Below are 26,991 nucleotides of genomic sequence, written 5' to 3'. Positions count from 1 at the left end.
TTACAGGAAGAAATCCAGGCGGAAGTAGATCGGCGCTTCGCGCTCGGTCACCACGCCAGGTCGCTCCAGGGAATGGGCAAACGTCACACTGGTGCTGACGTATTTGCCCCGCGCGAACAACTCAACGGAGTTGCTCGACACCCGGCCATGCTGGGTGTCGTTGTAACGGTCATTGCGAATCACGCCCTGGTCGTAACCGACACCGGCACCGTATTCGAGCAAGGCCGGGCGCAGCCAGCCGACCGTGACCGGACGGGTCCAGCGCAGGTCGTTGCGCCAGTAGCCGCCGCTGTCACCGTTCAGTTGCTGGTCCTTGAACCCGCGCACCGAGTAGGAGCCGCCCAGGCTCATGCGTTGCGACGGATACAACACATCTTCACTGCGCTGCCCGGTGGCCAGGCTGGTGAAACTGAACGACTCGCCCCACAGCGTGAACGGCTGCAGGTAGCTGGCGGTGGCTGTGTATTTACGGTAGCGAGGGGTGGGCGTGAGGTTGCCGAAGCCGTCGCGACGCTGTTCGTCTCGCTGGGCATCGAAGGCGCCGATGCCGTTTTGCATGCCAACGTCCAGGTTGACGAAGGCACTGGCGATCCGCCGCCCGTGGCTGAGGCCGACCTGGAACTCACTGAGGCGGTTGCTGCTGACGCCCAGGCGCTCGTCGTTGATGTAGTTGTTGGTGCGCAAATGAGTGAGGCCGACGTTGACCGAAGTCTTGCTCACGTCATCGCGATGCACCACGCGCTCGGCGCGCAGCTGGTGGTTCTGGCTGTCGCCCGTCTGCTTGTATTTGTAGCCCTGGAGGTCACCTGGCGTGCGGTAGTCGCTTTCACTGTAGCTGTAGCTGAAGTTCCACCAGCCCCACGGCAGGTTGTAGTAGAGCATGCTGCTTTTCGAGGTTTTCTGGTGGTCGCTGATCGCGTCGTGGCCGCCGCGCACTATCAACTGGTCAGCCAGGCCCAGCGGGCTGTCCCACTCCAGGCCCGCGCCCAATTGCTGTTCGCCGGTGCTTTTCTGCCCGTCATTGTTGCGCGACAGGCTGGCGCGCCAGGGCTTTTGCGGCTGGTTTTTCACCACCACTTCGCTGCCGCCGACCTGGCTGCCGGGGGTCAATTCCATCTGCGCCTGCTTGGACGGCAAGCGGCTGAGCTGGTCCACCAGTTGCTCGACTTCGCGCAGGTTGAGCGCCTCGCCGACCTTGCCGGGAAACGCCATGGCCAGTTCGCGATCGGTCACGCTGCTGCCCTCGGCACCCTTCAGGCCTTCGAGCTTGCCTTCCACCACCAGCACCTGGAGGTGACCGCTGGAGAGGTCTTGTTGCGGCAGGTAGGCGCGGCTGGTGACCCGGCCCTTGGCGATGTAATAGTCGGTGATGACCTTGAGCAGTTCATTAAGCTGTGCCACGCCCAGGCACTGGCCGATATAGGGCTTGAGCAGGCGCGTGCGGTCGGCGGCGGACAGGCTGTCGGCGCCCTTGAGTTCGATGTCCTGGATCGGGAAGCAGCGGGTATCGACGGGCGTGGCCGGCGCCTGGGCCTTGGTGTCTTTGCCGGGCAGGTCCTGAAGTTCTTCCAGGCGCCGGCGCTGCTCTTCGAGAAGGCGGTTCTGGCGGTCGCGAATCAGGTCCTGATCCCCTGGCGTAGGGGCGGCCATGGCACTGTTCATACTCAAATAAGCGAGCAGGAAAGTGCACAGCAAATACCGAGTCCGTGGCGATAACAAAAACATGTTCGATCCGTCGAAAATCAAGGGGCGGCAAACTAACATCGAACTTGCGCCAACCCAAGAAGCGGGATTAGTTGCACAGCCGTACTAGTTACTCACTTAACCTATTGATTAATAACAACTAAAAATCATCAAAAAGAAATACAGCCTGTGACTGGCGGTATTATTCCGACAAGCGGCAATAGTTTTGATGGCGATTCGTCGGAGAACTTGAAAGTTGCCATTAGTTGGCCATCAAGTTCTTGCCGAGATAAGTTAGTACCGGAAAAGGCAGAAAAGTTCGCGGCGTTTTTGTGAATTGGATCCCACTTATCGGTATTACCCAAGAGTGTTCCCACATTGCGCGGGAACACTCTCCAGCGTAAATCCTAGCTGGCGTCCTTGTTGCGATCCTGGCCAGGCACCAGGGTCAGCCCCGGCTTTTCCACATCCCGCGAGACATGGGATTTGACCTCCGCCACACCGCCGTCGTCGTCATTGTGGATCACCAGCACGCCAGGCCGGCGCAGTTGCTCCAGGTCACCCTCGCCGAGGCTGAAGCTGTCGCTCAGGTTCTGGTCGGTGAGGGCCTTGGCCTCGGCGCGACGCTGGGCGAACTTGCGGCCCCGGCGTTGCTGGTAGCGCGCCCAGCTGATCAGGATCACGGCGTTGAACAAGGCAATCCACAGGTAAACCTGCAGGGTGTTGAGCGCCGCAAAAATCGGCGCCTCGATACGTGGACCGCCGTGGGTGTCGAGCATCGAGGTAATCCCGCGAGCCAGTAGCCAGATCAAACCGGCCCAGGCCATCAGGGTCAACAGCACATCGATGATCCACATCACGGAGCGTTGGCGGGTTCTGACCAGTTTCATGCTCACGCCTCCTCTTCAAGGGGTTTGATACCGCGATCCGGGCTGACCCAGCGGGCGCGCTTCTGGTGCTGGTTGAACAGCACCTTGGGGAAACTGACCAAGGTGGTGAACAGGCTGACCAGCCAGAACACCATCGGGTACCACACGGTCCAGAACAGGGTTTTCCACAGGTCTTTCTCGTAGCGCCGGTCAATCAGGATGCTCACCGCAAACTGCACCAGGCACACCATCGCCAGCACCAGCCCGGTAAACGCCGGCGGCACCAGGGAGTCCACGGTAATTGCCTGTGGCAGCGGGATGAATTTACCCACGCCCCAGAAGATCACCGACAGCAGGAAGGTGAAGGCCCATCCGGTGGACAGGCAGTACTCGAACAGCAACGGCCACAGGTAGCGATGGCGCCACTGCCAGATGCCACGGATATTCTTGAACAGCACCTCGGCGCCGCCCTGGGCCCAGCGCAGGCGCTGCTTCCACAGGCCGCCGACGGTTTCCGGCATGAGGATCCAGCACAGTGCACGCGGCTCGTAGAAGATGCTCCAGTGATCGAGCTGCAGCTTCCAACTGACGTCGATGTCCTCGGTGATCATGTCGGTGCTCCAGTAGTCGATGCGGTCCAGCGCTTTCTTGCGAAACGCCACCACCACACCCGACACCGTGAAGATCCGCCCGAACACCCGCTGGGTGCGCTTGATCAAGCCGATGATCGACGAGAACTCGCCCACCTGCACCCGCCCGATCAGCGTCGAGCGCGTGCGAATCCGTGGGTTGCCGGTGACGGCGCCCAGGCGCGGGTTGTCGAGCATCGGCGCAACCATGTAGGCCGCCGCATTCTTATCCAGCAACGCGTCGCCATCGATGCACACCAGGTATTCGCTGCGCGCGGCCACCGCGCCCATGCGCAACGCCACCGCCTTGCCCTGGTTCTGCGCCAGGTGCAATACGCGCAGGCGTGGCTGCTGCAAGGCCAGGGCATCCAGTACTGCGGCGGTGTTGTCGGAGGATCCGTCGTTGACCGCAATCACCTCGATATTCGGGTACACCTGGGCCAGCGCGGCCTCCATGGTGTCGGCGACGTTTTCGCCCTCGTTGTAGCAAGGGATGATGATCGAGATCAGCGGGTTGCCGGCCAGCACCGGCGCCGGGGTGTCTTCTTCCCACGGCCAGTGGCGCTCCCAGTGCAACCAGAAATACAGCCCGCCGGCGATCCACAGCGCCGACATGAACAGCGGGTAGAAAAACACGAAGTCCATCAGGAACTGCCCGGTGACCAGGAAGATCAGGCCCAGGGGCACACCCAACACCAGTGCCAGCACGAATAACGCCAGGATTCTGTCGAACATGGTCAAGGGTTCCATTGGTTGGAAAGGGCCGGACGCACTGTCTTCAGATCCGGCGAGTTTTCCAGGAAGTTGTCCGGGTAATAACCAAAACTCGTGACCCCCTGGCGTTTGAGTACACCCATCCACTGTGCCATCTGCGCCCCGTCGATATCGGGCGCGGCCTGGGTGCGCCAATCCTTGGCTTGCAGTTCGAATACGGTCCGTTGCAGCGCACCGGGGCGCGCCTTGACCGTGGCGACCAATTTTTCCAACCAGGCATTGGAGTTCTTCAGCGTTTCGCCTTCCATCAGCGGCATGGCCATGGGCGCGGTCCAGTCGTAGGTCTGGAGGAAGTCATCGAGGTTCTGCGCGAACCACGCTTCGCTGCCGGGGTTGAGCATCGGCTCGGCGAAGATATTGCGCGCGGTCTGCACCTGCGGCCCACGGATGGCGCGGACCTTGGCAGTCAGCTCCTGGGTGAAGTCGATCAGGTAGCGACTCTTGAAGCGTGTCCAGCGTTGCATCACGGCCGGGTCGGCGCGCAGGGCGGCGATGGTGTCGGGCAGGCCGTTGGCGGCGTAGGCCTTGAGCGCTGCAGGGCTGGCGTCTTCGAAGTCCGAGAGGATCGCATCGTCGTGGAACAGCACGCCGTCGACAGCGGTGTTGCGCGCCAGGTCTTCGTAGATCTCGCCGATCTGCTGGCGCACTTTCGGATCGAACGGCGACAGGCGCTTGTACTGGTCCGGATCAAGGCCGAGCTGGCCGGTCTTCGGGTCCCAACGGGTGACGCGCGGCAACGCCGGGTCGAGGGCAAAACTGAGCACCGGCATCCACGCGAAGATCGCCACATGACCACGGGTACGCAGTTGCCAGGTCACGCGGTTGAACAGGTCGCGGCGCACCGGCAGGTGGCGGTTGGGGAAGTACAGCGAATGCACCAGGCCGTCGCCCTTGGGGTCGGCGAAGGCTTGCAGGAACACGGTGCTCACGCCCATGTCCACCACGCGCTGCACCAACTGGTCGAGGTTGCGCGCCTCCTGGGCCGGGTCAGGGTCGTAGACGTTGTCGAGGTCGACATGCAGCACGCGCATCGAGGCCTTGGTCTCGGTGCCGACAATCGCGTTGGCGTAGTGCTCGCCGTCCGGGTCGGACGCCACCAGAAAGCGCGGGCTGCTCTTGAGGTTGGCGAGGTCGTCGAGGCCGTCGTCCAGGGTCAGGGCCATCTGGTAGCCCTGCTCGCCCACAACGGCCAGGGACGTGCCATCGGCGGCGCCATATGGCCACACCCACACACGCGGCGCCTTGCCGGTGACGGCGCGCAGCTTGTTGGAGATGGCCGTCACGTCGGCACGCATCCGCGCCTGGAACTGCGCGTCGGTTTCGTACTTGCCGGTAGCGGCATCGTAGCGCCGTGTGGCGGCGGCGGGCTCCAGGTTGCCCTGGGGGTTGGCCAGGATGCCGGTGTGGCTGGCGTCGGTATGCGCGGCGATTTCGACCAGGCCCGACTGGGAAATCTCCTTCACCTGCTGCCAGGTGAGGAAATCCGAGCGCGCGCGCGGCGTGCCGGCGAAGTCCACCGGTTTGTTCAGCGGCGTGTCGATCCAATAGCCCACCGGGGCCAGGATCGCCGGCCAATGATAGGCCCGCAGGATCGGCATCACGCGGGTGTAGAAACTCGAATAACCGTCGTCGAAGCTGAGCAGGATGGCCTTGGGCGGTAGCTCGCGCCCACCGCTGCGTGCAGCCAGGATCTGGTCGACGCTGACCGGCTGGTAGCCGTTCTCGCGCAGCCAGGCCAATTGGTCGATCAACCGCTCGGTGCGCACCGCCACCACCGCCTGGTCCGGGTCGCGATCCTCGACATCGTGGTAGGCGATGCCGAGGAAATGGTTCTTCGGCCACGGCGCCTCATTGGGCGGCGTCGGCCGCTCGGCGGGTGGGGTGTAAGGCGCGGGTTGCTGGGCGCAGGCACTGGCCAGCAATACACCCAGGACCAACAAGCAACGGCTGAGGACGGTCATGGTCAGGCTCTTCTAGAAACGGTAAGTGAGGTCGACGAGCAGGCGCAGATCGCGTTCGCGATCGCCGTCATAAGGTCGGCTGATCAAGCTCAGGTTGGCGCCGGCTTCCAGCACGTCATTCCAGCGAATGCGTTGGCCGTAGCCGATCAGGCCGACCCCGCCGGTGGAGTAGTCGCGCTGGCTATAGGTACCCGCACCGACCTGGAACTGCTGACTCCACTGGGTCTCGTAGCGGTGATAGAGCACATGATTGACGGTGACGCTGGGCAACACGCTGAGGTCCGACTTGGGGTTGAAGTACACCGTGTCGTCCTTGGTGTTGCGGCTGGCGCCGACCTCCAGGCCCAGGTCGACTTGCACATGGGGCGAGCTGTAGATGCCCTCGCGGCCAGTGAGCAAGGCTTCGAGCCGATTGTTGCCGTCGCTGAAGTGGGACGGGCTCAGGGACAGTTTCCACTCGCGGCTTTCATTCGCGCGCCAGCGGATAAAGCCGCTGCCGCCGTTGGCGGTGACGTCGGCGTTCAACGCCCGCAACGGCGTGGTGGCCAGCAGGTAGCCGAGGCTGCCGCCGTATTGCCAGTTGTCGTTGATGTCGCGGGTGATCGACACCGCGGCGCCTTGCTTGGAGCCGTAGCCGTAGGAATGGTTGGAGACTTCAGCCTCCAGGGTCATGTCGCGGGTGCGCTGCTCCACGCCAACCCGCTGGAAACGGTGCTGGCCGGTGCCTTCGGTGAAGTCGGCGTTGGCGTAACCGGCGCCGGCGAACACGCGCCAATCTTCATTGATGGGCGGGCTGTAGAGCACGCTTTCGATGCCCCAGTCGCGGCTGCCCGCGACCGCGCCCACGTCGTCATTGCCGCCACCGCCGTAGCTTTTACCGGTGTAGGCCTCGACACGCAGCTCGGCCATGTCGTGTACATCGCGCAGGCGGCTGAGGCGCTGCACCTGGCGGTTGTCCGGGTTGCGCGCGAGCACGTCATCGGTCAGCGCGTCCATTTGCCGCCATTCCTGCAGATCCATCGCGGTGTAGGCCTGGCTCACTTCCAGGCCGATGTCGCGCGGCGCCTGGGCTTCGGTTTCCTTGAGGCTGCCCTCGGCCCGGCGCGGCCATTCACGGGCGCGGTACATATCGGCCTGGGCCAGGCGCAAGCCGACGTTGCCCGGGGCCTTGGCCACCAGCGCTTCGAGGCCGGCTTCACTGCCTGGCAGGTCGCCGCCGTAAGTGCCGGCCTGGGCCGACAGTTGTTGCGCATCCATCCAGCTGTCGTTGGGGTTGCCGATCGGCAGACCCTTGAGTTCCACCCGTGGGTTCTGGCTGTCGGCCAGGTTGCTGGCGACCTCGCGCGCTTCCATCACCTTGTCGCTCTCGAGCAAGGCATAGAACAGCGCGGTGCTGTCTTCGACATGGTCCGCCGGGTCGGCATCCGGCGCCGTGATGGCCTGGCGATAGAGTGGCTCGGCCTTTTCCGGCTCGCGTTGGTCGAGGTAGGCGGCGGCGACCCAGCGCACGGCATACGTCGGCAACTGCACGCCTTCGCTCTTGAGGGTTTCGTACTCGCGAATGACCTGCGCCATGCGCGCACGGGCCTTGAGTGCACCGAGGCGGTCGATGCGCCAGCGCACGACGTCGTCATGCGCAGTGGGGTCCGGGGTCCAGCGCGCGAGCAGCTTGTCGTAGTCCTGCAGCGCCCGGTCGGCGATGACATAGCGTTCCTGCTCGGTGCGCGTGGCGAACTCGGCCATGCGCACACGCTCGGCCGCCACGTCGCCTTCCAGGCGGCGCTGAGTGACGTCATCCAGCAGGCCCGGACGCTTGGCCGACAGGCGCAGCGCGGCTTCCGGCAAGCGCGCCTTTTGCAGCGCGACGATGTACTCGCGAGCGACTTCAGGCTTGTCGCCGGTGCGGATAAACGCCTGGTCGAATTCAAACAGCGCGTCGTAATTGAGACCGGCACGGGTCAGCGCGTAGCCCAGCGCCATGCGGCGGTTGGGATCGTCCGGCTTGGCCGCCACCAGCGCGCGGGTGCGCTGCACGGCTTCGGTGGCCTGGCCGCCGTCGGCCTGGGTGAGCGCAAGGCCCAGTTGCAGGTCGACATTGTTCGGTTCACGCAGCAGCGCGCGGCGATAGACTGCCTCGGCCTGCGCCCACTGCTTCTGGTTGCGATAGGTGCGCGCAACGGTGGCCAGCGCCTGGGAAGTCAGGTTGCGGTTCGCGCCCTGGGCCTCGTACACCTTCAGCACTTCAGCGTCTTGCCCGGCCCAGCCGGCGATCACCAGATGGTCACTGATCTGGCCTGGCGTCTGGCGCTCGGCGGGCCATTGGCGCAGTTGCGTGAGGGCGGGAGTGAAGTTGCCGTTGCGCGCCTGAATGATCAGGGCGTCATAGGCCGCATCGGCCATGGCGAAGGTGGGGACCAGCAATTGGCTGCACAAGGCGACCCCGATGAGCAGTCGCAACCGTCCTGTGGCACTGAGTGGTAGGTTTCGCAACATATCGTGAGCTTCCTTACACACGGAAAGCTGTAACGATAGGTGGTCCTGAGCAATTTGCCTCAGGGTGTCGGCGTCTCGTGACCCGACCTAGCTTTCCTGTAGGAACTATCCCCGACGCTTGTATCGAAATGGACATTTCAGAACAATTGTTCAGAATTGCCGCAGATTCTGAAAAGCGAATGGGGGAGCGGGGTTGCGTGCGATAAGGGGGTGACGGCAAGGCTACGCGCCGACCGTTTGACCCTTATCGCAGGCAACCCGCTCCCCCATTATTTATTTCGGGGTGATGGCGAAATTCTTACTGCGCGCCGCTCACCGCACCGACTTTGGACATCACGAAGCCAATGAACTGCTCAACGGTCATCTTCTGGCCGTTGAAGGTCACTTCATTGTTGGCGTAGTGCAGCTTGGACACCACGTCACTGCCGACCAGGGTCGCCAGTTGCGTACCGACCGCCATGCCGCTGACCATCTCGCTGGCCATCTGGGATTGCTGCTCGATGGCTTTAGGATCGGTTACACCACCTACCTGCGCCTGCAGGGCGGCCACGTCGGCGATCATTGGCTTGGACAGGGTCAGGTTGGCGTCCAGCAGGGACACCATCTGCTTGCCCAGCTCGATCGGCGGCAGTTCCATGGAGGCCGGCTTGGCCAAGTCCACGACCAGGCTGAGCTTGCTTTCGCCGTGGGTGGTTTTCAACGACAGGTTTTCCAGCGCCAGGTGCGGCTTGGCGGCCAGCAACTGGTTGACGTTGGCTTCGGCCAGGGTCTGCTCGGCTTCGGTCAGTTGCAGCTCCGGCACCGGTTGACCGGCAGCGGCGGCGGCTTGCACCGGCTGCATCTTGTCCTGGTACAGCTTGGTCAGCACCAGGCCCGACGGCACGTCGATGTTCTTCAGGCTCACGGCCATGGCAGCGGAGCCAACCGGTTTGCCCTGGTAGCCGATCTCGTCGATCTTGTAGTCAACGCGGCCATCCATGCTGTTGTCTTTGATTTCGCTGGTGTCTTTCTGCTCGAAGCCCTTGAGGGTCAGCACGGCTTTATGCGGACCGAAGGTCAGCTTGCTGTCGGTCAACTCAACGGTGTTCTGCCCGGTGTAGAAGCCGAAGGTGGATTTCTCCAGGTTGCTGGCCACGGTCAGGCCGGCAAACTCGGCGTCGAACGGCGTGCCATTGGCATCGATCACGGCGATCTTGAGGCTGTTCATGTAGCCATCGGCCTTGACCTTCTTGCCTTCGGCGGTGCTGTCGAAGTCCAGGTTGGCGCCGGAGAAGCTTGCCGAGGACGTTTCGTCCTTGTACTCCAGGGGCAGCAGTTCGAGGTTGCCGCTGACCGAACGGTTGTAGCCGATATTGGCCACGCCCTTGAGCGGCGACACGTCCTTGGCGGCGGCGAACCATTTTTCGGTGGTGGCGTTCTTTTCCAGTTCGTAGTGACTGGTGGCCATGACCGGCAGCCATTTCAGCGACACCAGCCGCGAGAACGGCAGCGGGCCGTGTTCGATATGGTCGACAAACAGCAGTTCGGGATTGGGGTTCTGCTCGCCGAAGAACGAGCCTTGCGCCTTGAGGCGGTAGTGCGCGGTGCTGCTGAACAAGCCACGGTCCAGGGAGACCAGTTCCAGGGCGACGCTGCCATCGACGCCGGCCATGGACCGTTGCAGTTCCTTGTTGGCGTCCTGCACCGCCGTTTGCAGCACGGGCTCCAGCTGCTTACCGGTGTACCAGGCGCCGCCTGCACTGACGACGCCAACGGCGACAACGAAACCCAAAAGAACAACTGCTGGCTTATTCATGAAGTGACCTGATCAAATCCTGTGAGAAGTGGGCTGTCTTCCTTGAACCCCAAAGGGGTTGGCTCAAGCCCGCCGAAAGCGGGGGAAGATTAGCACTGGCGGCCGCGGACGGCCCAGCTTTTCAGAGGGGTCAGGCGTGCAGTTGGTTCACGAGTACTCCAATTCGATCTCGTCGAGCTGGTGGTCAAAACTCTTCAGGCGCGCGGTCCAGGTGTACACCAGCACCTCAAACTCGCGGTGTATGACGGCATTGCCCGGGGTGTCGGTCTTGGGGTCGCAGAAGTCCAGTTGGTAGCGCTCGCGGGCCATCTGCGTGGCGACATCGGACAATTCCCGCGCGTTATTCAGCCAATGCCTACCTTCGGCGACCTGCTGATCGAGGGCCACGCATTGTTTTTTCAGGACTTCGAGGCTTTTTTCCAGGGGCGTGCCAGTGAGGTCGCCCATGACTTCCTGGAAGGTGCGCCCAGGCTGCCAGTAGCTGCCCCAGAAATAGCGGTCGAACACGGTTTCGACCCGGCGCAGGGCAACCTTGGTGTCCCAGATGGCCACGCGGGTCTTGCCTTGTTCGAGGAGCTTTTTCTTCACGCGTTGATTTTGGTAGGAGGCCCACGCCACGACGCCGATGGACAGCGTGCCAATCACCAGGCACGCGCTGTCGAGAAACACCATGGCCTTGTCGATCTGATGGGCAAGCATGACGCCGTAGAAATAGGCAGCCGATAACAACACCAGTGCGAAGCACACGCACCAGAAAGCGGGAGCATAAGGGTTTTTCATTATTGGAATCCCCATGAGCAAACGCGAGCAGTGTCAGGCGGATCGTCACGGCGATCCACCTGACAAAGCATAGCTACCTGCTCAGGGTTTGCTGCCCTGTGACGCTTGCGTTCGTCCGCTTTCCCAACCACCGCCCAGGGCCAGGAACAGATCGATCTGGCTCATGGCAACCTGGGTGTTGGCCGCGGCCAGTTGCGCGCGGACGTCGGTGTAGGTGCGGGTGGCCTGCAGGTCGGCCAGGAACGACGCGCGGCCGGCCTGGAAGAAGCGGTGGGTCTGGTCGGCGGCTTCCCGCGCGGACTCGCCGGCCTCGGCCAGCGCGTCGCGCCGTTGCAGCTGCGCGGTGTATTGCGCGAGGCCGGTCTGGGTCTCGCGGATGGCATTCAGCACCACGCCATCGAAGTGGGCCAGGGCACCCTGGGTCGCGGCTTCGGCTTCGTGGATGCGCGCACGCGCGCCATTGGTGGGTAACGACCAGCTGATCAGCGGGCCAAAGCCCCAGCGGTTGGTGGGAGCGGTACCCAGGTCGTCGAGGATACCGACGGTGCCCACCGTGGCGCCGATGCTGATATCCGGGTACAGCGCACCGGTCGCCACGCCGATACGCGCGGTGGCAGCGGCGAGTTGACGCTCGGCCTGGCGCACGTCGGGACGACGCTTGAGCAGGGCCGCGCCGTCACCCACCGGTAACAACTGGGCGATGTGCGGCAGCTCGGCGCAGGTGGCGGTGCCGGCCGGCAGTTGGTCCAGCGGCTTGGCCAGCAGCATCGACAGGCGGAACAGCCCGGCCTGGCGCGCGGCTTCGTAGCGCGGCATGTCGGCACGCAGGGATTTGTATTGGGTCTGCGAGCGGGTTACCTGGGTTTCATCCCCACGCCCGGCGTCGCGCAGGCGCTGGGTCAGCTTAGTGCTCTGGCCTTGCAGGTCGAGGGATTCGTTGGCAATCGCCAGCTCTTCATTGGCCGCGCAGACCTGGGTATAGGAGCGCACCACATCGGCCACCAGGGTGATGCGGGCGATATCGGCGGCGGCTTGCGCGGCATCGGCGCTGGCCTGGGCGCTTTCGATGCCGCGTTGCAGGGTGCCGAACAGATCGAACTGGTACGAGGTGCTGATGCTGGCGCTGCCGATGTTGGCCACCGGGACTTTTTCCGTCAGCAAATAGGCCTCACCCGACTCCTGCAGGCGCTGCGCCTCGGCCTTGGCACCGGCACTCCAACCGCCGGCGGATTCAGCTTCCTGAGTCTGGAAACGCGCGCGTTGCAGGTTGGCGGCGGCCACGCGCAGGTCAGTGTTGGAGGCCATGGCCTGGCGCACCAACTCATCCAGGCGTGGGTCCTTGTAGAGCTTCCACCAGTCGGCCGGCACCGGCGCCGACACCACATTGTTGCCCTCGCCCGCCAGCTGCCCTTGCAGGTCGCCACGGTTGACGGCGGACTTTTCCGGCAGCTTGTAATCCGGCCCTACCACCTGGCAGGCCGACAGCAACAACCCCAACGCAGCGGTTGCCAGGAGCTGCTTCATGGTTTGTCTCCATCTTTGACCTTGTCACCGATGATCGACACCGTCGCCGTACGCCCGGCGATCATGCGAAAGTCCGCCGGCACATCGTCAAAGGCAATGCGCACCGGGATCCGCTGGGCCAGGCGCACCCAGCTGAACGCCGGGTTGACGTTGGGCAGCAGGTTGGAGCCGCTGGTGCGGTCACGGTCTTCGATACCGGCGACGATGCTTTGCACATGGCCGCGCAGACGCGCGTTGTCGCCGATCACGCGGATGTCCACGCTCATGCCGACGTGGATGCCGTCGAGCTTGGTCTCCTCGAAGTAGCCGTCGATATGGAACGAGTTGCTGTCCACCACCGACAGCACCGGGCGCCCGGCCGTCACGAACTCCTGGGCACGCGGCGCGCGGTCGTTGACGTAGCCGTCCACCGGGCTGCGGATCACCGAGCGGTCGAGGTTGAGCTGGGCGGAATCCACCGTCACCTGGGCTTCGGCCAGGGCCGATTGGGCGCGGGCCACGCGCGATTGGCTTTCTTCCAGTTGCTCGCTGGGCACCAGGTTGCCGAGGCCACGGTTACGCTTGTACTCGCGCTGGGCCTGGGCCAGGGTTTCCTGGCGGTCGGCCACGGCGGCCTGGGCTTGGCGCAGGGCCAGCTTGAAGCGGTCCTGGTCGACGGCGAACAGCACCTGGCCCTTGGTCACCAGTTGGTTGTCGCGCACCTCTACCTGCTGGATCAGCCCGGAGACGTCCGGGGCGATCTGCACGATGTCGGCACGGATGTGCCCGTCACGGGTCCAGGGTGCAAACATGTAGTACATGACCATGCGCCACACAACGACAACCGCAAACGTCACGATCAACAACGTGAGGACTACACGGCCGATGGTCAAAAAAGGTTTTTTCATGTCATCAGGTATCGACTGAGTGAGTCCACCGCGCCCAGCAACAGCGCGTAGAGCCCCACATTGAACAATGCCCGGTGCCAGACCAGGCGATAGAAGTGGACGCGGGTCAACAGCCCGTGCACCACCAGGAACAACACGTACGTAATGCCCATCAGCACCAGCAGCGTGGGCAGGAACACACCGCTGATATCCAGATCACCGATCATAAAGGCGCTCCATCAGGCAGCGGCGCTTCCATCTCCGTGCCACCAATAAATTCCACCCCCGGCAGCAGCGACAGGCGCAGGCCGGCCAGCGCATGCAGCAGGTGCAGGCGGGTGTCGTCTTCGTCTTGCAGGCCCTGGCCGTTGAGCGCGCGCCGGGTGCGGTCGAGGGTCATCAGCAGACCGCTGGGCGCGGGCAAGCGTTCACCCGCCTTGAGGCAGGCCTTGAAGTAACCGCCCACGCCTTCCACAACCTGGTTGAGCAGCACGCGCGGCACACCGTAGATGCGCGGCGAGTACGCCAGCAGATCGAGCAGGTTGAGCGCCACGCGCAAATCGCGCAGGGCGGTGCCGGTGTCCTGGTTGATCAGGGCCAGGCGCGGCAGGTGCTGCATCAGGCGGTCGAGCATCTGCACGGCCATGTGCCGGTGTTCGGCCAGGGTCGCAGGCTCGGTGAGGCTGACGATGTCGCGCCAGCTGAAACGGGTCAGGCGCTTGGCCGCCAGCTCGGCACCGAAGGGCCGCGCGATCAGCGTCCACACAAACGCGAACAGCAGGCCCACGGGCCCGGCCAGGTTGACGTTGGCGAAATTCAGGAAGTCCGCGTCGTAGGCGCCCTGGATGCTGATGAACGACGAGGTATTGACCAGCGTCAGCAGCATGCCGAGGTAGAAACGCGGCTGCACCGTGAGCGTGCCGATGCAGATAAACGGCACCGCGAACGCCAGTACCAGCATCGGGAAATCATGCAGGTTGGGCAGCACCAGGAACAGGTACAGGCTGGCGAACAGCACCGACATGGCAGTCCAGAAAAAGAACCGGTAGATCTGCGGCGCCGGGTCGTCCATCGAGGCGAAAAAGCTGCAGGCCACCGCGGCCAGGATCACTGCACTGCCGCCGTCGGTCCAGCCGAGCAGGATCCACAGCACCGAGGCGACGATGATCGCGGTGACTGTGGAAAACGCCGAGTAGAACATCAGGCCACGGTCGAGAAACGGCGTGAGCCGGCCCAGTCTCCAGTGGCGGTAGACCGCGCGCCAGGTGTCCTGGCTTTCGCACTGGATGGCGGCTTGCAGGCTGCGGCAGTCCTGCCACAGGTCGATCCATTCGCCAAGGCGATACAGCGCATTGGAAAACAGCAGCGTGTGGCGGTCGTCCAGGGCGTCGCTTTCGGGTTGCAGGGCGTCGAGTTGGTCACGCAGGGCACGCCAGGCTTCGAGCGGCGCAGCGTGCGTGGTGCTTTCCAGCCATTGCCGGGAGGCTTCCAGTATCGGCGTGATGCGCTCGAGAAACTCCGGCGCGCGATGCTCCAGGGCATACAGGGCATCGTCGAGGGCGTCCACCACCGGCAACAGATGGATCATGCGCCCGCGCAATTCCTTGGTGTTGCGCACCGTCTGCGGCCGCGCGCCTTCGTGAGGCAACTGGCCGATCATCAATTCCAGGGTGTTGAAGGTGGCGACCATGCCGCCACGCAAGGTGCTGACCTCTTCCGGCTGCACATTGCGGCTGAGGAAACGCAGGCTGTAGACCTGCGCATCGGCAAACCACTTGGCCACCGAGCCGTCGAACACCGGCATCAGGCGACGCGGCCAGAACATCGCACCGACCACTGCCGCGACCGCGATGCCCAGGAAGATTTCTTCCGTACGCGCCTCGGCCACATCCCACACGGCCAGCGGGTTGTCCACCACCGGCAGGGCGATCAGCGGCAAGGTGTAGCCAGCCAGCATCAAGGCGTAGTTGTTGGCGGTGCGCAAGTGCATGGAGAGGAACAGCAGAATCCCGGTCCACAGCGCGATCACCACCACCAGCACGTAGGGCGACTGCACGAACATCGGCACAAAAACCACCGCCGCCGCCGCGCCCATGAACGTGCCGATGGCGCGGTACAGGGCCTTGGAGCTGGTGGGCCCGACAAACGGGCTGGAGACGATATACACCGTGGCCATCGCCCAATACGGGCGCGGCATCTGCATGAGCATGGCGATATACAGGGCGATCATCGACGCCGCAAAGGTGCGCACGCCGTAGAACCAGTCGCGGGCCGGTGGAAAACCGGTAAAAAATCCGTTCAAAGTGTCGCCGCCTCAAAGGCACGCAATACCCGCAGGGCCGCTTCCAGGTCGTTCGCAGCGATGTCCGCCAGCACGTCCTTGCGCAGGCGCACCAGTTGTTCTTCAACCGCTTGCACCAGCTCGCGCCCACGCTCGGTGAGGCTCAAGGCCTTGGCCCGGCGGTCGTGGACATCTTCGGTGCGGCACACGTAGCCGCCGCTGCACAACTGGTCGAGCAGGCGCACCAGCGACGGGCTTTCCATGCCGGAGGCCTGGGCCACCTTGACCTGATGCACACCGTCGCCCAAGCGGCCGATCATCAACAACGGCACGGCGCAGGCTTCGGAAATGCCATAGCTCACCAGCGTGGTCTGGCAGATTTTGCGCCAGTTGCGGGCGCCCACCACCATGCTGCTGCTGAGGTTCATCTGGAGTTGTTCGAGGGTCTGGGACACTGAATAATTCGCATACAGTTAGTTTGCTAACTATCAATATGGTGGATGGATCCAGAGCCGTCAAGTTTTGAAACAATTTGCCGGATGGGTGGTGGACACGCTGGGGTAAGTAAAGCGGGATTCGGCGCGGGCGCTGGATTTTCAGCGGGGAAGGCTACTTGGCAGCACCTCTGTGGGAGAGGGCTTGCTCCCACGTGCAGATCAGTGATGGATTCAAAGCGAGTGAGGCACAGGCCGCCTAGCCCCCTCGCCCACCGCGCAACATCAGGTTCAACTCATCCACCACTTCAGCCCAATCCGCATCCTCCAGAATCTCCTCGCGCAGAAACGCGCGCTGACTCTCTGACCAGAAAAACGCCTCCGCCAGGCTCAAATCCGGCTTGAGCGGCGAATGCACCGCCACAAACTGCTCGATACTCACCGGGTCATCCGGCAACCCCAGTTGTTTGAACAGTGACGGCAAGCTGTGCACGGGCGATTCCATGATGGGCTCCTGCTGGAAGTGGTTTAACCGAGTCTAGCGGCAGCCCTCGGGTTGCACCGTCGGCACGTTGCACAACACAAACAGACGCGCCCTCGCGCCGCCGCCGTCCTGACGACTCAGCTCGCGCCAACCCTCGGGCAGCGGGGCGAAGTCATCCGGCGCCTCGTTGCTGCTGATCAGCCACACGCGACGGCTTTCGACAGGCAGCGCCGATAGACGGTCGAGGTAGATGCGCCCGCCGTCCTGGTCCACCAGGGTGCCGAAGCCGTAGGCGTTCGGCCGGGTGGGCGTACCGTCGGGCTTGGGCGGGGTGTAGAGCTGCAATTGCGCGTCGGTCTGGTCGTAATACACGTAGCTGAGGTACCACATCATGTCGCTGAGGACGATGCGGTCACCTTCCTGGTAGTTGCGGTTGACGAACTCCACCGGCACGTTGAATTGGTCGTGCTCATCCACCGTGAAGTTGTTTTTGAGACCCACCAATTCCACGCCGACAAACAGCACGAACAGCGCCGCCCCCAGCAGTGAAAAACGCGCGGGCAGGCGGTCGATGGCCAACGCCACGAGCATCGGCAAGGCCAGGGCATAGGCGGTGAGATAGCGCTCGATAAACACCGGGGAGATGAACGACACCCCATACACCAGCAACAGCGGCAGCAGCACAAACAGCGCCAGCAGGCAGGCCGGGCGGTAGCGTTCACGGTCATGCACGGCGGTGATCACAACCACGGCAACCAGCAGCAGCGGGTACAGCCAGAACAGCAGGGGCCAGAAACCGCCGCCTTCATCCTGCAGCACGAACTGCCAGATCATCGACGGCAGGGAGAACAGATTGACCGGGTCTTCCCAGCCAATATCACCGCCGACTTTGAGCTGGTCGACGTGCTGGACCAAATCCCACAGGTTCGGCAACCACGGCAGGTACAGCAACACAATCACGGCGTTGGTCACCCACCATGCCGGGCGCGCGAGCAGGCGCTGGCCGCGCGGTTGCGTGCGCCACAGCACACCGAGGTAGGCCCAATGCACCAACACGCACAGTGCAGTGAAGTAATGGGTGTAGAAGCCGGCAGTCATCAACAGCACATACACCGCCAGGTAACGCGTGCGCTCGGGTTGGCGCACCCAGTACACCAGCGCCAGCGTGGCAGCCAGCAGCCACACACCCAGCAACGAATACATGCGCACTTCCTGGCTGTAGCGCACTGCCGTGGGCAGCAGCGCCAGCAGGATCCCCGCCAGCACCGCGGCACGCCGGGTGGACAGTTGCCGCGTCAGCCAGATCCCCAGGCCCACGGCGATCACGCCGGGGATCGCACTCATGCCGCGAATCGACAGGATGCTGTCACCAAACAGTTCGATCCAGCCGCGCAGCAGGAAAAAGTACAGCGGCGGGTGCACATCGTGGGCCGCGTGAAACCACAGGTCGGCCGCCGCGTACTCGCTGAGCAGCAGGCTGGAACCTTCATCGCCCCAGATCGCCGCCGAGGTCAGGCCATAAAAACGCAGGCCCATGGCCAGGGCCAGGATCGGCACCCACCACAATCGGCTGAGCCAACCGGCACCTTCCCACGTGAGTCGATTGAATGCGGGCAACGTCCCGACCTTTTCGTTTTGCTCTACCACAGACCGACGCACCTCGATTTCCCTACTACTGCCCTGATTGCCTCAGTGCGAACACCGCCACTCTAGGACAAAAGCCCCCGGTTCGCTTCTGGAATCGGACAAATCAGCAATTTGTGTAGGGCTTCACCGAAGCACCCACAGGAACAGGCTATTATTGGCGCCCTCCAAGGACTCAGGATCAAGGACACGTCATGCGCATCGGTTTTCTGTCACCCCTGGCACTGGCACTGCTCGCCGGTATTTCCCAGCCGGCACTCGCCAGCTCCGACGACTCGTGCTACCCCGACTGGCGGGTCTCGCATGACAGCCTCGATGCGTGCAGCAACCAGCCCTTTCTCAGCCCCGGCAACGACAGTCGCGTGAACCTGCGTTTACTGCTGGCCGACAAAAAGGCCGCGCCCCTGGCGCCGAATGCCTTGAGCGAGGACGACCTGTCCCAAGGATTCGGCCCGGTGCCGTTCCCGGCATACCGCCTCGTACCGATTCCCGCTGCGAACGAAGCGTCCGACAACCCGCCGGGCAACTCGCGTACAGCCGAACTCGAGACGTTGCTGCAACCCCTGGGCATCCCGCGCGGCGACGTCACGCCCGCCGGTGACGCCTTCCTCAACGGCGAAGGCAGCCGTTGCCGCAGCAACAACGAGGACAGCGCCACCGCGTTTATCAGCCAGGTGATCAAGGCCGACATGCCGCCGGCCGAGCGCGACCTGCTGATCAAGGCGCGCCTGCAGTTGCTCGGCACCTGCACCTGGGAGGGCCAGGTGCTCGACGCGCAGCAAACCTCGTCACCCAATGCACAACTGCTGCGCACTTACCTGCAGGCCGCCGCCGACTTCTACAGCGGACGCTTCAGCGATGCCGAACGGGGCTTTGCCGCCGCCAGCAGCAGCGAGCTGCCATGGCTCAAGGAAACCGCGCTGTACATGACCGCGCGCGCGTCGCTCAATCAGGCGCAGGCCGAGGCGTTCGACCAATACGACATGCCGCAGCTCGACCATGTGGATAAGTCCGCGCTGGGCGATGCCGAAGCGGGCTTCCTCGGCTACCTGAAAACTTATCCACAGGGCGCTTATGTGGCCTCTGCCCATGGCCTGCTGCGCCGGGTGCATTGGCTGGCGAACGATGACGACAAGCTCGCCGCCGACTTTGCCTGGCAACTCACCGACGCCAGCGACGCCCAGCGCAATGTGACGGTGGACGAACTGGTGGAGGAAGCCGACCTCAAGTTGCTGATAGGCAGCAGTCGCCTCGGCGACCCGATGCTGCAGGCGGTCAGGGACCTGATGCTGATGCGCACCCAAAACCCGCCGCGCTTGAGCCGCGAAGACCTCGACAAGCAGAAAGCCACATTTGCCAACGAGCCGGCCCTGTTCGACTACCTGCAGGCGGTGTACGCCTTGTACGTGGAACATCAACCCGAAAATGCCTTGAAGCACCTGCCCCGGGACGTGCCGTCAAACCTGGATTACTTTGCCTTCAGCCAGCAGACCCTGCGCGCCCTGGCGCTGGAAGCCGGGCAAGACTGGAAAGGCGCCGAGGCGCTCTGGCTGCAACTGCTGCCGCTGGCCAAGCAACCACTGCAACGCGATCAGCTGGAACTGGCCCTGGCCATGAACTACGAGCGCAGCGGCCAGTTGGCCAAGGTGTTTGCGGCCGACTCGCCGATCAGCGCCAAGCAGGTGCGCTACATCCTGCTGCGCAATGTCGCCGGGCCTGAGTTGCTGCGCCAGCAAATTGCCCAGGCCAGCGACCCGCTGGAGCGCCAGACCGCGCAATTCGTGCTGCTCTACAAAGACCTGCTGCACGGCCAGTTCGCGACCTTCGCCGAGGACCTCAAACAACTGCCCGCCCAGGCGCCGGAAGACAAACTGGGCACCAGCCTGGGCTACGTCTACAGCGCCAGCCAGAGCTTGAAACTGTTCCAATGGAACGGGGACAAAGCCGAATCCGGCTATGCCTGCCCGAGCATTTTGCACACCGCCGGGATGCTTCAAGCCGATGCGAAAAACCCACAGGGCCTGAACTGCTTCGGTGAGTTCATCCTGCGTAACGGCCTCGACGGCATGCCGCTTGAGCAAGCGCGCGCCGCCGGTAGCCTGGGCAGCACTGCATCGGACTTCAAGGGTGAAACCTTCTCGCGGCTGGACGGTTACAAGCTCGTCATCGGCAATCCCAAGGCGCCGAAGAATGACAAGGCCTATGCACTGTTCCGCGCCATCAACTGCTACGCGCCCGCCGGCTACAACAGCTGCGGCGGCCAGGACGTCGAGCCGGCCGTGCGCAAGGCCTGGTTCCGCCAGCTCAAGAGCGGGTTTGCCGACACCCAGTGGGGCAAGTCGCTGCAGTACTACTGGTGAAGCACCTGTGGCTCGGCTTGCTGTTGCTGGCAAGCCCGGCCTTCGGCGCCGTCGACGCGGGTGACTATGACGCCTTCTGGCTGTGGAGCGGCGTCGCACCGCAGCCGGTGCTCAAGCAGGCCAAGACCCTGTACATCCTCCAGGGCCAGATCAACGCTACACGCCGCGCCCCGCAGCGCGGTGTGCAACTGATCGCCCAGGGCATCAGCGTGCCGCGCCTGAGCCGCGGTGAAGTCTGGGTGGTGTATCGCGCCCACACCTTGCACTGGCCGGAGCGCGTCTACACCCAACTGCTGGGCCAGGTGCAACGTTGGCGCGACGCGGGCAACCCGGTGGTCGGCATCCAGATCGACTTCGACGCCCGCACCCAATACCTGCACGAATACGCCGACTTCCTGCGCGACCTGCGCCAACGCCTGCCGGCCGACCTGCGCCTGAGCATCACCGGCCTGATGGACTGGAGCAGCAACGCCGACCCCGCCGCCATCGCCCAGCTCAAGGGCGTGGTGGACGAGGTGGTGGTGCAGACCTATCAAGGACGCCAGAGCATCCCGGACTACGCGGCATACCTGCCCCGCATGAATCGGCTGGGGCTGCCGTTCAAGATCGGGCTGATCCAGGGTGGGGAGTGGGATGAGCCTGGGTATTTGCAGGGGAGTGAGTGGTTTCGGGGGTACGTGGTGTTTTTGCAAAACCGTTGACATGAGTGTCAACACTGTGCAAGAAAGTGTCCTCTGTCCGCGGACAGAGGACACTCGCTTTTGGAGCCCCATGAAAAGTCAAGACATCGTCGTCCTGTTCAAACTGATCAGCCTGGAACTACAGGCCAAAGGGGAGCGCGTAAAAAAACGGGTGTTCTCTGTCGAAAAAGAGAGCGCGAGCCTTGGGTTTCAGAACCTTCCGGATTACGTGCAAAACTTCGAAACTGTCGAGCTTTCGCCAATTGATGACTGGCGGGGCTGGGATGCAGTCGACGACGACTTTGAAGCAAGCAACTCACAAACCTACTCTGTGAGAGCGCTGGCTTGCGCATTGGGCCTAAGCAAAACAGAGGTTTCCTCATCCCTGAATCGTTGCAAGGAAATTGGCTTGATCTATACGAGCCACACCGATGGAATTCCTCTGGTAAGAAGCAAGGCACTGCTTGATTTAGTCACGTACAGCATCCGCTATATTTTCCCGGTTAAGCCAGGCCCTATCGTTCGCGGTATTCCCACAGCCTTCGCCGCTCCGGTCTTGGCGGGAAAAGTGATGAGCGGCGGTGACCTCATCCCCGTCTGGCCGGATGCATACGGAAAAAACAAAGGTCAGGAAATCAAACCTTTGTATAAAACCGTTCCGGGCGCCGTGAAGAAAGATGAGCTTCTTTATCACTTCCTGGCCCTCGTTGACGCCATCCGCATCGGCGGCCCTCGCGAAGCCAAAGTGGCCGATGCCATGCTGCGGGAGTGGATCCTGTGACGTCCAATAGAACGATGATGCTGCAAATGCTTGAAGAGGTTGGGAAGAACTCATTGAAGAGGTGAAGCGTGCACCCATCGACCTGCGGCAGTTCGTCAGCGGACAATTCACCGCATTACTGTCGTTATGCGCGTTTCACGACGTAATCCAAAGCACCGCTCAAAATCAAGACCGTGAGGCGTTGATTCACGAACGCCTGAAGGCACTGATTAAACTGGGAGTGCCCGCTTGATCCTGCAGGCGAGCCTCAGTCGCAAAGGAACGCATAGAACAGAAAATCGCGATGCCAGCGGTTCCACACAGAACTCAGGCGCATACCTCTACGTGATTGCCGACGGCACCTCGAAACCAGGCAGCGGGCAATTGGCGAGAGCCTTGAGCAACCATCTGCTTGAGGGCTTTGGCGGCGCGCAGCCTTGTGTGGTGTCTTGTCCCGATCAAGCGCTGAAACGGGTACTTACTTCACTGGACGAAGTGCACTCAAATGTATGCCCAGATTTTCCATTTGCCTCCACCAGCTACCTCGTATTGCTGGTGGTTGGCCAAACGGCCATCTCCATTCACGCCGGTGACTGCTGCCTGGGTTACCTGGAGACAGATCAACGCATGAACTGGCTGAGCCCTCCTCATTGCGGCCCCAATTGGAAAGGTGATCTTAGCCATTCATTCATCGCCAACAGCCCCGCGCGCAAAACGCTGCTCAATTGCATGAGCCACCGACGGGCCCATGAGCCTCACATTCAATCCCTGCGTATCGCCCCAGATACAACATGGATCTTGGCAACCGATGGATTCTGGGCCGAGCTCTCGGTCCAGAACCAACTCAAGGCCATCGCAAAGCAGACCCTTGGCGGAGTCGCAACCGAAGATGACGTCACGTTCATGTTATTGCGGACGTAGAAACACCGTCACCAGTCATACGTCAGGCTTGAGACCACCGTGCGCCCTGCTCCGTAGTAGCAATCCAGGTCGCTGGTGCACTGCGACACATACGTCTTGTTGGTGAGGTTCTGCACGTTCATCGCCAGTTTCACGCCCTTGAGCTTGAGCGGTGAGGCGCCCAGGTCGTAACTCAGGCTCGCGTCGTAGACACTGTACGACGGCACGCTGAACGCGCCTTCGAAGTAGTCGCCCAGGCTTTGGCGCGCATAGCGAACGCCCAGTCCGGCGCCGACGCCGGCCAGCGGCGTATCGCCCAGCACGGTGTAGTTGACCCACATCGAGGCAGTGAGCGGCGAGATCCCGGCAGGATGGCGGCCTTCACGGCCTTCTTCATCCTTGGTGTACTTGATGTCGTTGCGCGAGGCCGAGGCGATGACCTCCCAGGCATCGCTGAGGGCCGCCTTGGCTTCCAGCTCCACACCGCGCGAGCGCATGGCGCCGCTCTGGGTGCTGAAGGTCTCGGTGGGGTTGGTGGTGATCACGTTTTCCTGGTCCAGCTGATACACCGACACCTGCACAAAACTCTTCTGGCCCGGCGGCTGGTACTTCATGCCGACTTCATATTGCTTGCCGGTGGAGGGGTCGAACGGTTTGCGCTGGGCGTCGGTACCAGTCAGCGGCAGGAACGACTCCGAGTAGCTGACAAAAGGCGCCAAGCCGTTATCGAACAGATACACCAGGCCCGCGCGGCCGGTGAAGGCTTCGTCCTTGCTGGCAAAACGTGTGCCTTGCAGCGGTTCCTTGTTCACCACGCTGGCCCAGTCATAGCGACCACCGAGCACCACGGCCCACTTATCCAGTTTGATCTGGTCCTGCACGTACAGCCCGGTCTGGCTCAGGGTGCGGTCCCAACGATACGGCTGGCCGAAATCCAGGCGTTGGCCGTAGACCGGCTTGAACAGGTCGATCACCGGCGGATTGCGGTCATACCGGCCATGGAACAGGGAACCGGAGTGGTAGTAATCCAGGCCGATGATCAGGGTGTGGGCCAATGCGCCCGTGTCGAATTCGGCCTGGGCAATGCTATCCACGCCAAACACTTTGTTGTTCTGCGCCCAGTCCACGCCGAAGCGTTGCAGGTAGCGTTGGTCCTGCACGCCGGTGGCCGGGTTGGCGACGAAACGGTAGCCGTGCAACGGTGCGGTGTAGCGGTCATCCACCTCGGCGTAGCGCGCGTTTTGCTTGAGGGTCCAGGTCTCGTTGAGCCGATGGGAAATCTCGTAGCCCAGCGCGTACTGCTCGCGGTTGTACTGGTTGACGCCCGGCTCGCCGAGGAACAGGTCGCGCTTGATCTTGCCATTGGGGTTCGCCCACAAGGTGCCGGACGCCGGCAGGCCTTGGGCTTCGGGCACGCCTTTGTCTTTCTGATACTGGGCGAACAGCGTCACGCGGGTGTCGTCGCTGGGCTGCCAGGTGAGGCTGGGCGCGATGAACTGGCGCTTGTTTTCGACGTAATTGATCTCGTCCTGCGCGTCGTTGGCCAGGCCGGTGAGGCGGTAGAGGAATTGCCCCTGCTCATCCAGCGGGCCGCTGAGGTCGATGGCCGCGCTCTTGTGCTCATAGGTGCCGGCTTGCAGCACCACCTGGTGCACCGGGGTTTCGCTGGGGCGCTTGCTGACCATGTTAACGATACCGCCAGGCTGGTTCTGCCCATACAGCACCGAGGCCGGGCCCTTGAGCACTTCGATGCGCTCCAGGGAGTAGGGCTCGATCTGCAACGCGCCACCCGTGCTGCCGCCGCCGTAGGGCAGGTGCAAACCGTCGAGGTACAAGGGCGTTGGCGTGAAGCCGCGCGAGGTCGGCTCGTCGAACAACTTGACCCGGTCAGCAAAGCCGCCGGCGGTCATGCCTGGGGTGTAGAGCAACGCCTGGGTGACACTCTGAGCACCGCGCGCCTTGATCTCGGCGGCGGTGATCACGTTGATGGTCTGGGGAATTTCCACCAGTGCCGAATCAGTCTTGCTGCCGGACGCGCTGCGCGTGGCGACGATACCGTCCACCGGTCCCCAGGCGCTTTCCTGGGCCTGCTGGCCGCTGATCTGGGTGGCACCGAGCTGCAACGGCCCGCCACCGGAAATCGCCTGCAACGACCACCCGCCCTGGGCCTGCACCGCCACCAGGCCGCTGCCCGCGAGCAACCGCTCCAGACCCGACCCGACACCGTAACGCCCCTGCAGGCCGCCACTGCGTTTGCCCTCGGTCAATGTGGCGTCGACCGATAACAAAATGCCCGAGGCACTCGCGAAATGGTTCAAGGCCTGATCGAGACTGCCCGCCGGGATGTTGTAGGCGCGCATTGCCTCAGTGGTGTCTTCGGCGTGAACCTGGATCGGCAGCATCGGCACCGTCGCCAGCAGGCTGACAAACAAGCCACGGCGCAGGGCGCGGGCCAAGGGTTGGATTGGGTGGTGCGGCATTGCAGGACTCCCCGTGAGAACGCTTCTTGATTGGCTTTCAAGAGGTATCCCGAACGGATCGCGCAAACCGACAAGACCTGAAGAAAAAATATTCAGGCCCGCGCCTTGATGGTCACCCAGTAGCGCGTCACCGACTGTACCTGCACCGGCAGCGAACGCTCCAGGGCCGCGAGGATTGCGTCGGTATCGTTCAGGGGGAAGACACCGGTGAGCAGCAGGCTCGACACCGCTTGGTCACAACGCAACAGGCCGGGGCGGTAACGGCTCAGTTGCGCGACGAACTCGCCCAACGGCTGGCGCTCGGCGATCAGCCGATGCTCGGTCCAACTGCTGGCTGCGGCGCTCACTGGCGGCAGCGCCGAACTGTGCCGCGCATCGAACCACAGGCTGTCGCCGGCATTCATCTGCACTGCCGGGCCATGTCGCGGGGTCACTCGCACGCGGCCTTCGTACAGGTCGACGCGGCTCCCCTCGGGCAGTTCACGCACGGCGAAACGAGTGCCCAGCGCCTGCACATCACCGGCAGGCGTTTCGACGATCAGCGGGCGCACCGGGTCGTGGCCGCTGGTCAGCAGGACCTCGCCACGGATCAAGCGAATGCGCCGCTCGCTGGCGCTGAAACGCAGGTCCACCGCGCTGTCGCTGTTTAGGTCCAGGCGCGTGCCGTCGCTGAGGGTGACGTGGCGAATCTCGCCGGTGGGGGTGCGGTAGTCGGCGAAGGTGGCCTGCCAGGGTTCGCTGCGTTGCACCAGGTAGCCGCTGCCGCCGGCCACCAGCAGCAGGCCGAGCAGCTTGAGCGCGGCGCGGCGCTGGGTGTCCGGGGTGTCGCGCAACACCGCGCGGGCGCTGTCGACCGGCACGCCGCCGAGGGTTTGCTGCAGGTGCTGCAAGCGTTGCCAGGCGCGGCGATGCTCCGGATCGGCGGCCTGCCACTGGGCAAACGCTTCGTGCTGCTGGCCCTGCAGCTCACCGCCCCACTGCAGCATCAGCCATTCGCTGGCCTGCTCGACAATGGCCGGGGCGATGGGCGCGTCATGCCTCATTCTGCGTACGCCACCTGGTAGCAGGCGACGATGGCGCGGGTCATGTACTTTTGCACCGAACTGACGGTCACGCCCAGGCGCTCGGCGATCTGCGCATAACTCAAGCCTTCGAACTGCGACAACAGGAATGCACGGCGCACATTATCGGGCATGCGGTCGAGCATGGCGTCGATCTGCATCAGCGTTTCGAGGATCAGCGCGCGGGTCTCCAACGACGGCGACTCAGGCTCAGGCAAGTGCGCAATGCTTTCCAGGTAGGCGCGCTCGATGCGCAGGCGACGCCATTGGTCGATCACCAGGTTGCGCGCGATCTGTGCCAGGTAGCTGCGGCTTTCCTTGTCACCGGGGAAGCGCCCGGAGACCAGCAGGCGCAGGAAGGTGTCCTGCGCCACGTCAGCGGCATGTTCACGATCGCCCAGGCGCTTGCGCAGCCAGCCTTGCAGCCAGCCGTGATGATCGCGGTACAGGAGGTGAAGCTGTTGCTGGCCGTTGGTCGCGGTGTCCATGAAAAGCTCAGATACACGATTGAGAGCAATTATCATTACACCTTG

At 63.1% G+C, this 26,991-nt stretch carries 21 protein-coding genes; 4 read left to right on the top strand and 17 right to left on the bottom strand.

Annotation, left to right across the window (positions count from 1 at the left end):
• The 14 genes from JFU04_RS00220 to JFU04_RS00155 form a co-directional block, all read right to left on the bottom strand.
• Complete coding sequence (locus JFU04_RS00220) at positions 1-1,725, bottom strand: ShlB/FhaC/HecB family hemolysin secretion/activation protein (RefSeq protein ID WP_201143290.1); 1,725 nt, start codon at positions 1,723-1,725, stop codon at positions 1-3.
• A 365-nt stretch (positions 1,726-2,090) separates the two neighbouring features.
• The gene (pgaD, locus tag JFU04_RS00215; RefSeq protein ID WP_065899523.1) at positions 2,091-2,573 is read right to left on the bottom strand and encodes a poly-beta-1,6-N-acetyl-D-glucosamine biosynthesis protein PgaD; all 483 of its coding nucleotides are present in this window, start codon (positions 2,571-2,573) and stop codon (positions 2,091-2,093) included.
• A gap of 2 nt (positions 2,574-2,575) precedes the next feature.
• Entirely contained in the window at positions 2,576-3,916 is a 1,341-nt protein-coding gene (gene pgaC / locus JFU04_RS00210; RefSeq protein WP_065899522.1) for a poly-beta-1,6-N-acetyl-D-glucosamine synthase, read from the bottom strand.
• 2 nt (positions 3,917-3,918) lie between these two features.
• A complete protein-coding gene (gene pgaB / locus JFU04_RS00205) occupies positions 3,919-5,916 on the bottom strand; it encodes a poly-beta-1,6-N-acetyl-D-glucosamine N-deacetylase PgaB (protein WP_201143289.1) in 1,998 nt (665 codons plus the stop codon).
• 12 nt (positions 5,917-5,928) lie between these two features.
• On the bottom strand, positions 5,929-8,409 hold the full coding sequence (gene pgaA / locus JFU04_RS00200) for a poly-beta-1,6 N-acetyl-D-glucosamine export porin PgaA (RefSeq protein WP_201143288.1): 2,481 nt from the start codon (positions 8,407-8,409) through the stop codon (positions 5,929-5,931).
• Positions 8,410-8,707: 298 nt separating this feature from the next.
• A complete protein-coding gene (locus JFU04_RS00195) occupies positions 8,708-10,204 on the bottom strand; it encodes a YdgA family protein (protein WP_201143287.1) in 1,497 nt (498 codons plus the stop codon).
• A 147-nt stretch (positions 10,205-10,351) separates the two neighbouring features.
• Positions 10,352-10,984, bottom strand: a complete 633-nt coding sequence (locus JFU04_RS00190; RefSeq protein ID WP_065899518.1) for an NADH:ubiquinone oxidoreductase subunit N — start codon at positions 10,982-10,984, stop codon at positions 10,352-10,354.
• Between the two features lie 81 nt (positions 10,985-11,065).
• Positions 11,066-12,508 carry an efflux transporter outer membrane subunit gene (locus tag JFU04_RS00185; protein WP_065899517.1) on the bottom strand — a complete coding sequence of 481 codons (1,443 nt, stop codon included), beginning with the start codon at positions 12,506-12,508 and terminating at the stop codon, positions 11,066-11,068.
• The gene (locus JFU04_RS00180) at positions 12,505-13,395 is read right to left on the bottom strand and encodes an efflux RND transporter periplasmic adaptor subunit (protein ID WP_065899516.1); all 891 of its coding nucleotides are present in this window, start codon (positions 13,393-13,395) and stop codon (positions 12,505-12,507) included. The genes JFU04_RS00185 and JFU04_RS00180 overlap by 4 nt, the downstream gene beginning before the upstream one ends.
• The gene (locus tag JFU04_RS00175) at positions 13,392-13,601 is read right to left on the bottom strand and encodes a DUF1656 domain-containing protein (protein ID WP_012721577.1); all 210 of its coding nucleotides are present in this window, start codon (positions 13,599-13,601) and stop codon (positions 13,392-13,394) included. The genes JFU04_RS00180 and JFU04_RS00175 overlap by 4 nt, the downstream gene beginning before the upstream one ends.
• Positions 13,598-15,676 (bottom strand): FUSC family protein, encoded by a 2,079-nt coding sequence (locus JFU04_RS00170; protein WP_201143286.1) that lies wholly within the window; start codon positions 15,674-15,676, stop codon positions 13,598-13,600. Before JFU04_RS00170 ends, JFU04_RS00175 begins: the two co-directional genes overlap by 4 nt.
• Positions 15,673-16,083, bottom strand: coding sequence for a MarR family winged helix-turn-helix transcriptional regulator (locus tag JFU04_RS00165; RefSeq protein WP_065899514.1), 411 nt, complete (start codon positions 16,081-16,083; stop codon positions 15,673-15,675). Before JFU04_RS00165 ends, JFU04_RS00170 begins: the two co-directional genes overlap by 4 nt.
• A gap of 265 nt (positions 16,084-16,348) precedes the next feature.
• On the bottom strand, positions 16,349-16,594 hold the full coding sequence (locus JFU04_RS00160) for a DUF2789 domain-containing protein (RefSeq protein ID WP_065899513.1): 246 nt from the start codon (positions 16,592-16,594) through the stop codon (positions 16,349-16,351).
• 33 nt (positions 16,595-16,627) lie between these two features.
• Positions 16,628-18,232 carry a glycosyltransferase family 39 protein gene (locus JFU04_RS00155; protein ID WP_201143285.1) on the bottom strand — a complete coding sequence of 535 codons (1,605 nt, stop codon included), beginning with the start codon at positions 18,230-18,232 and terminating at the stop codon, positions 16,628-16,630.
• 179 nt (positions 18,233-18,411) lie between these two features.
• Between JFU04_RS00155 and JFU04_RS00150 the strand changes: the two genes are divergently transcribed.
• From JFU04_RS00150 to JFU04_RS00135, 4 genes are all read left to right on the top strand, one after another.
• Positions 18,412-20,577 carry an outer membrane assembly lipoprotein YfiO gene (locus JFU04_RS00150; protein ID WP_201143284.1) on the top strand — a complete coding sequence of 722 codons (2,166 nt, stop codon included), beginning with the start codon at positions 18,412-18,414 and terminating at the stop codon, positions 20,575-20,577.
• A complete protein-coding gene (locus JFU04_RS00145; RefSeq protein ID WP_201143283.1) occupies positions 20,574-21,278 on the top strand; it encodes a DUF3142 domain-containing protein in 705 nt (234 codons plus the stop codon). The genes JFU04_RS00150 and JFU04_RS00145 overlap by 4 nt, the downstream gene beginning before the upstream one ends.
• Positions 21,279-21,348: 70 nt before the next feature.
• Complete coding sequence (locus JFU04_RS00140; protein ID WP_201143282.1) at positions 21,349-22,038, top strand: hypothetical protein; 690 nt, start codon at positions 21,349-21,351, stop codon at positions 22,036-22,038.
• A 228-nt stretch (positions 22,039-22,266) separates the two neighbouring features.
• Positions 22,267-22,938 (top strand): protein phosphatase 2C domain-containing protein, encoded by a 672-nt coding sequence (locus JFU04_RS00135; protein ID WP_201143281.1) that lies wholly within the window; start codon positions 22,267-22,269, stop codon positions 22,936-22,938.
• 8 nt (positions 22,939-22,946) lie between these two features.
• Here the strand turns inward: JFU04_RS00135 and JFU04_RS00130 are convergent, their stop codons facing one another.
• The 3 genes from JFU04_RS00130 to JFU04_RS00120 all read right to left on the bottom strand — a co-directional run bounded on the left by JFU04_RS00130 (position 22,947) and on the right by JFU04_RS00120 (position 26,946).
• Positions 22,947-25,397, bottom strand: a complete 2,451-nt coding sequence (locus JFU04_RS00130) for a TonB-dependent siderophore receptor (protein WP_201143280.1) — start codon at positions 25,395-25,397, stop codon at positions 22,947-22,949.
• A 92-nt stretch (positions 25,398-25,489) separates the two neighbouring features.
• Positions 25,490-26,440, bottom strand: a complete 951-nt coding sequence (locus JFU04_RS00125; protein WP_201143279.1) for a FecR domain-containing protein — start codon at positions 26,438-26,440, stop codon at positions 25,490-25,492.
• Entirely contained in the window at positions 26,437-26,946 is a 510-nt protein-coding gene (locus JFU04_RS00120) for a sigma-70 family RNA polymerase sigma factor (RefSeq protein ID WP_065899507.1), read from the bottom strand. Before JFU04_RS00120 ends, JFU04_RS00125 begins: the two co-directional genes overlap by 4 nt.
• Positions 26,947-26,991 lie beyond the last annotated feature (45 nt).

Origin of the sequence: Pseudomonas sp. TH21 (assembly GCF_016651025.1) — a bacterium.
GTDB classification, from domain to species: domain Bacteria; phylum Pseudomonadota; class Gammaproteobacteria; order Pseudomonadales; family Pseudomonadaceae; genus Aquipseudomonas; species Aquipseudomonas aylmerensis.
Note: the sequence above shows the minus strand (reverse complement) of the source record. Positions and strands in the feature narration are given on the sequence as shown.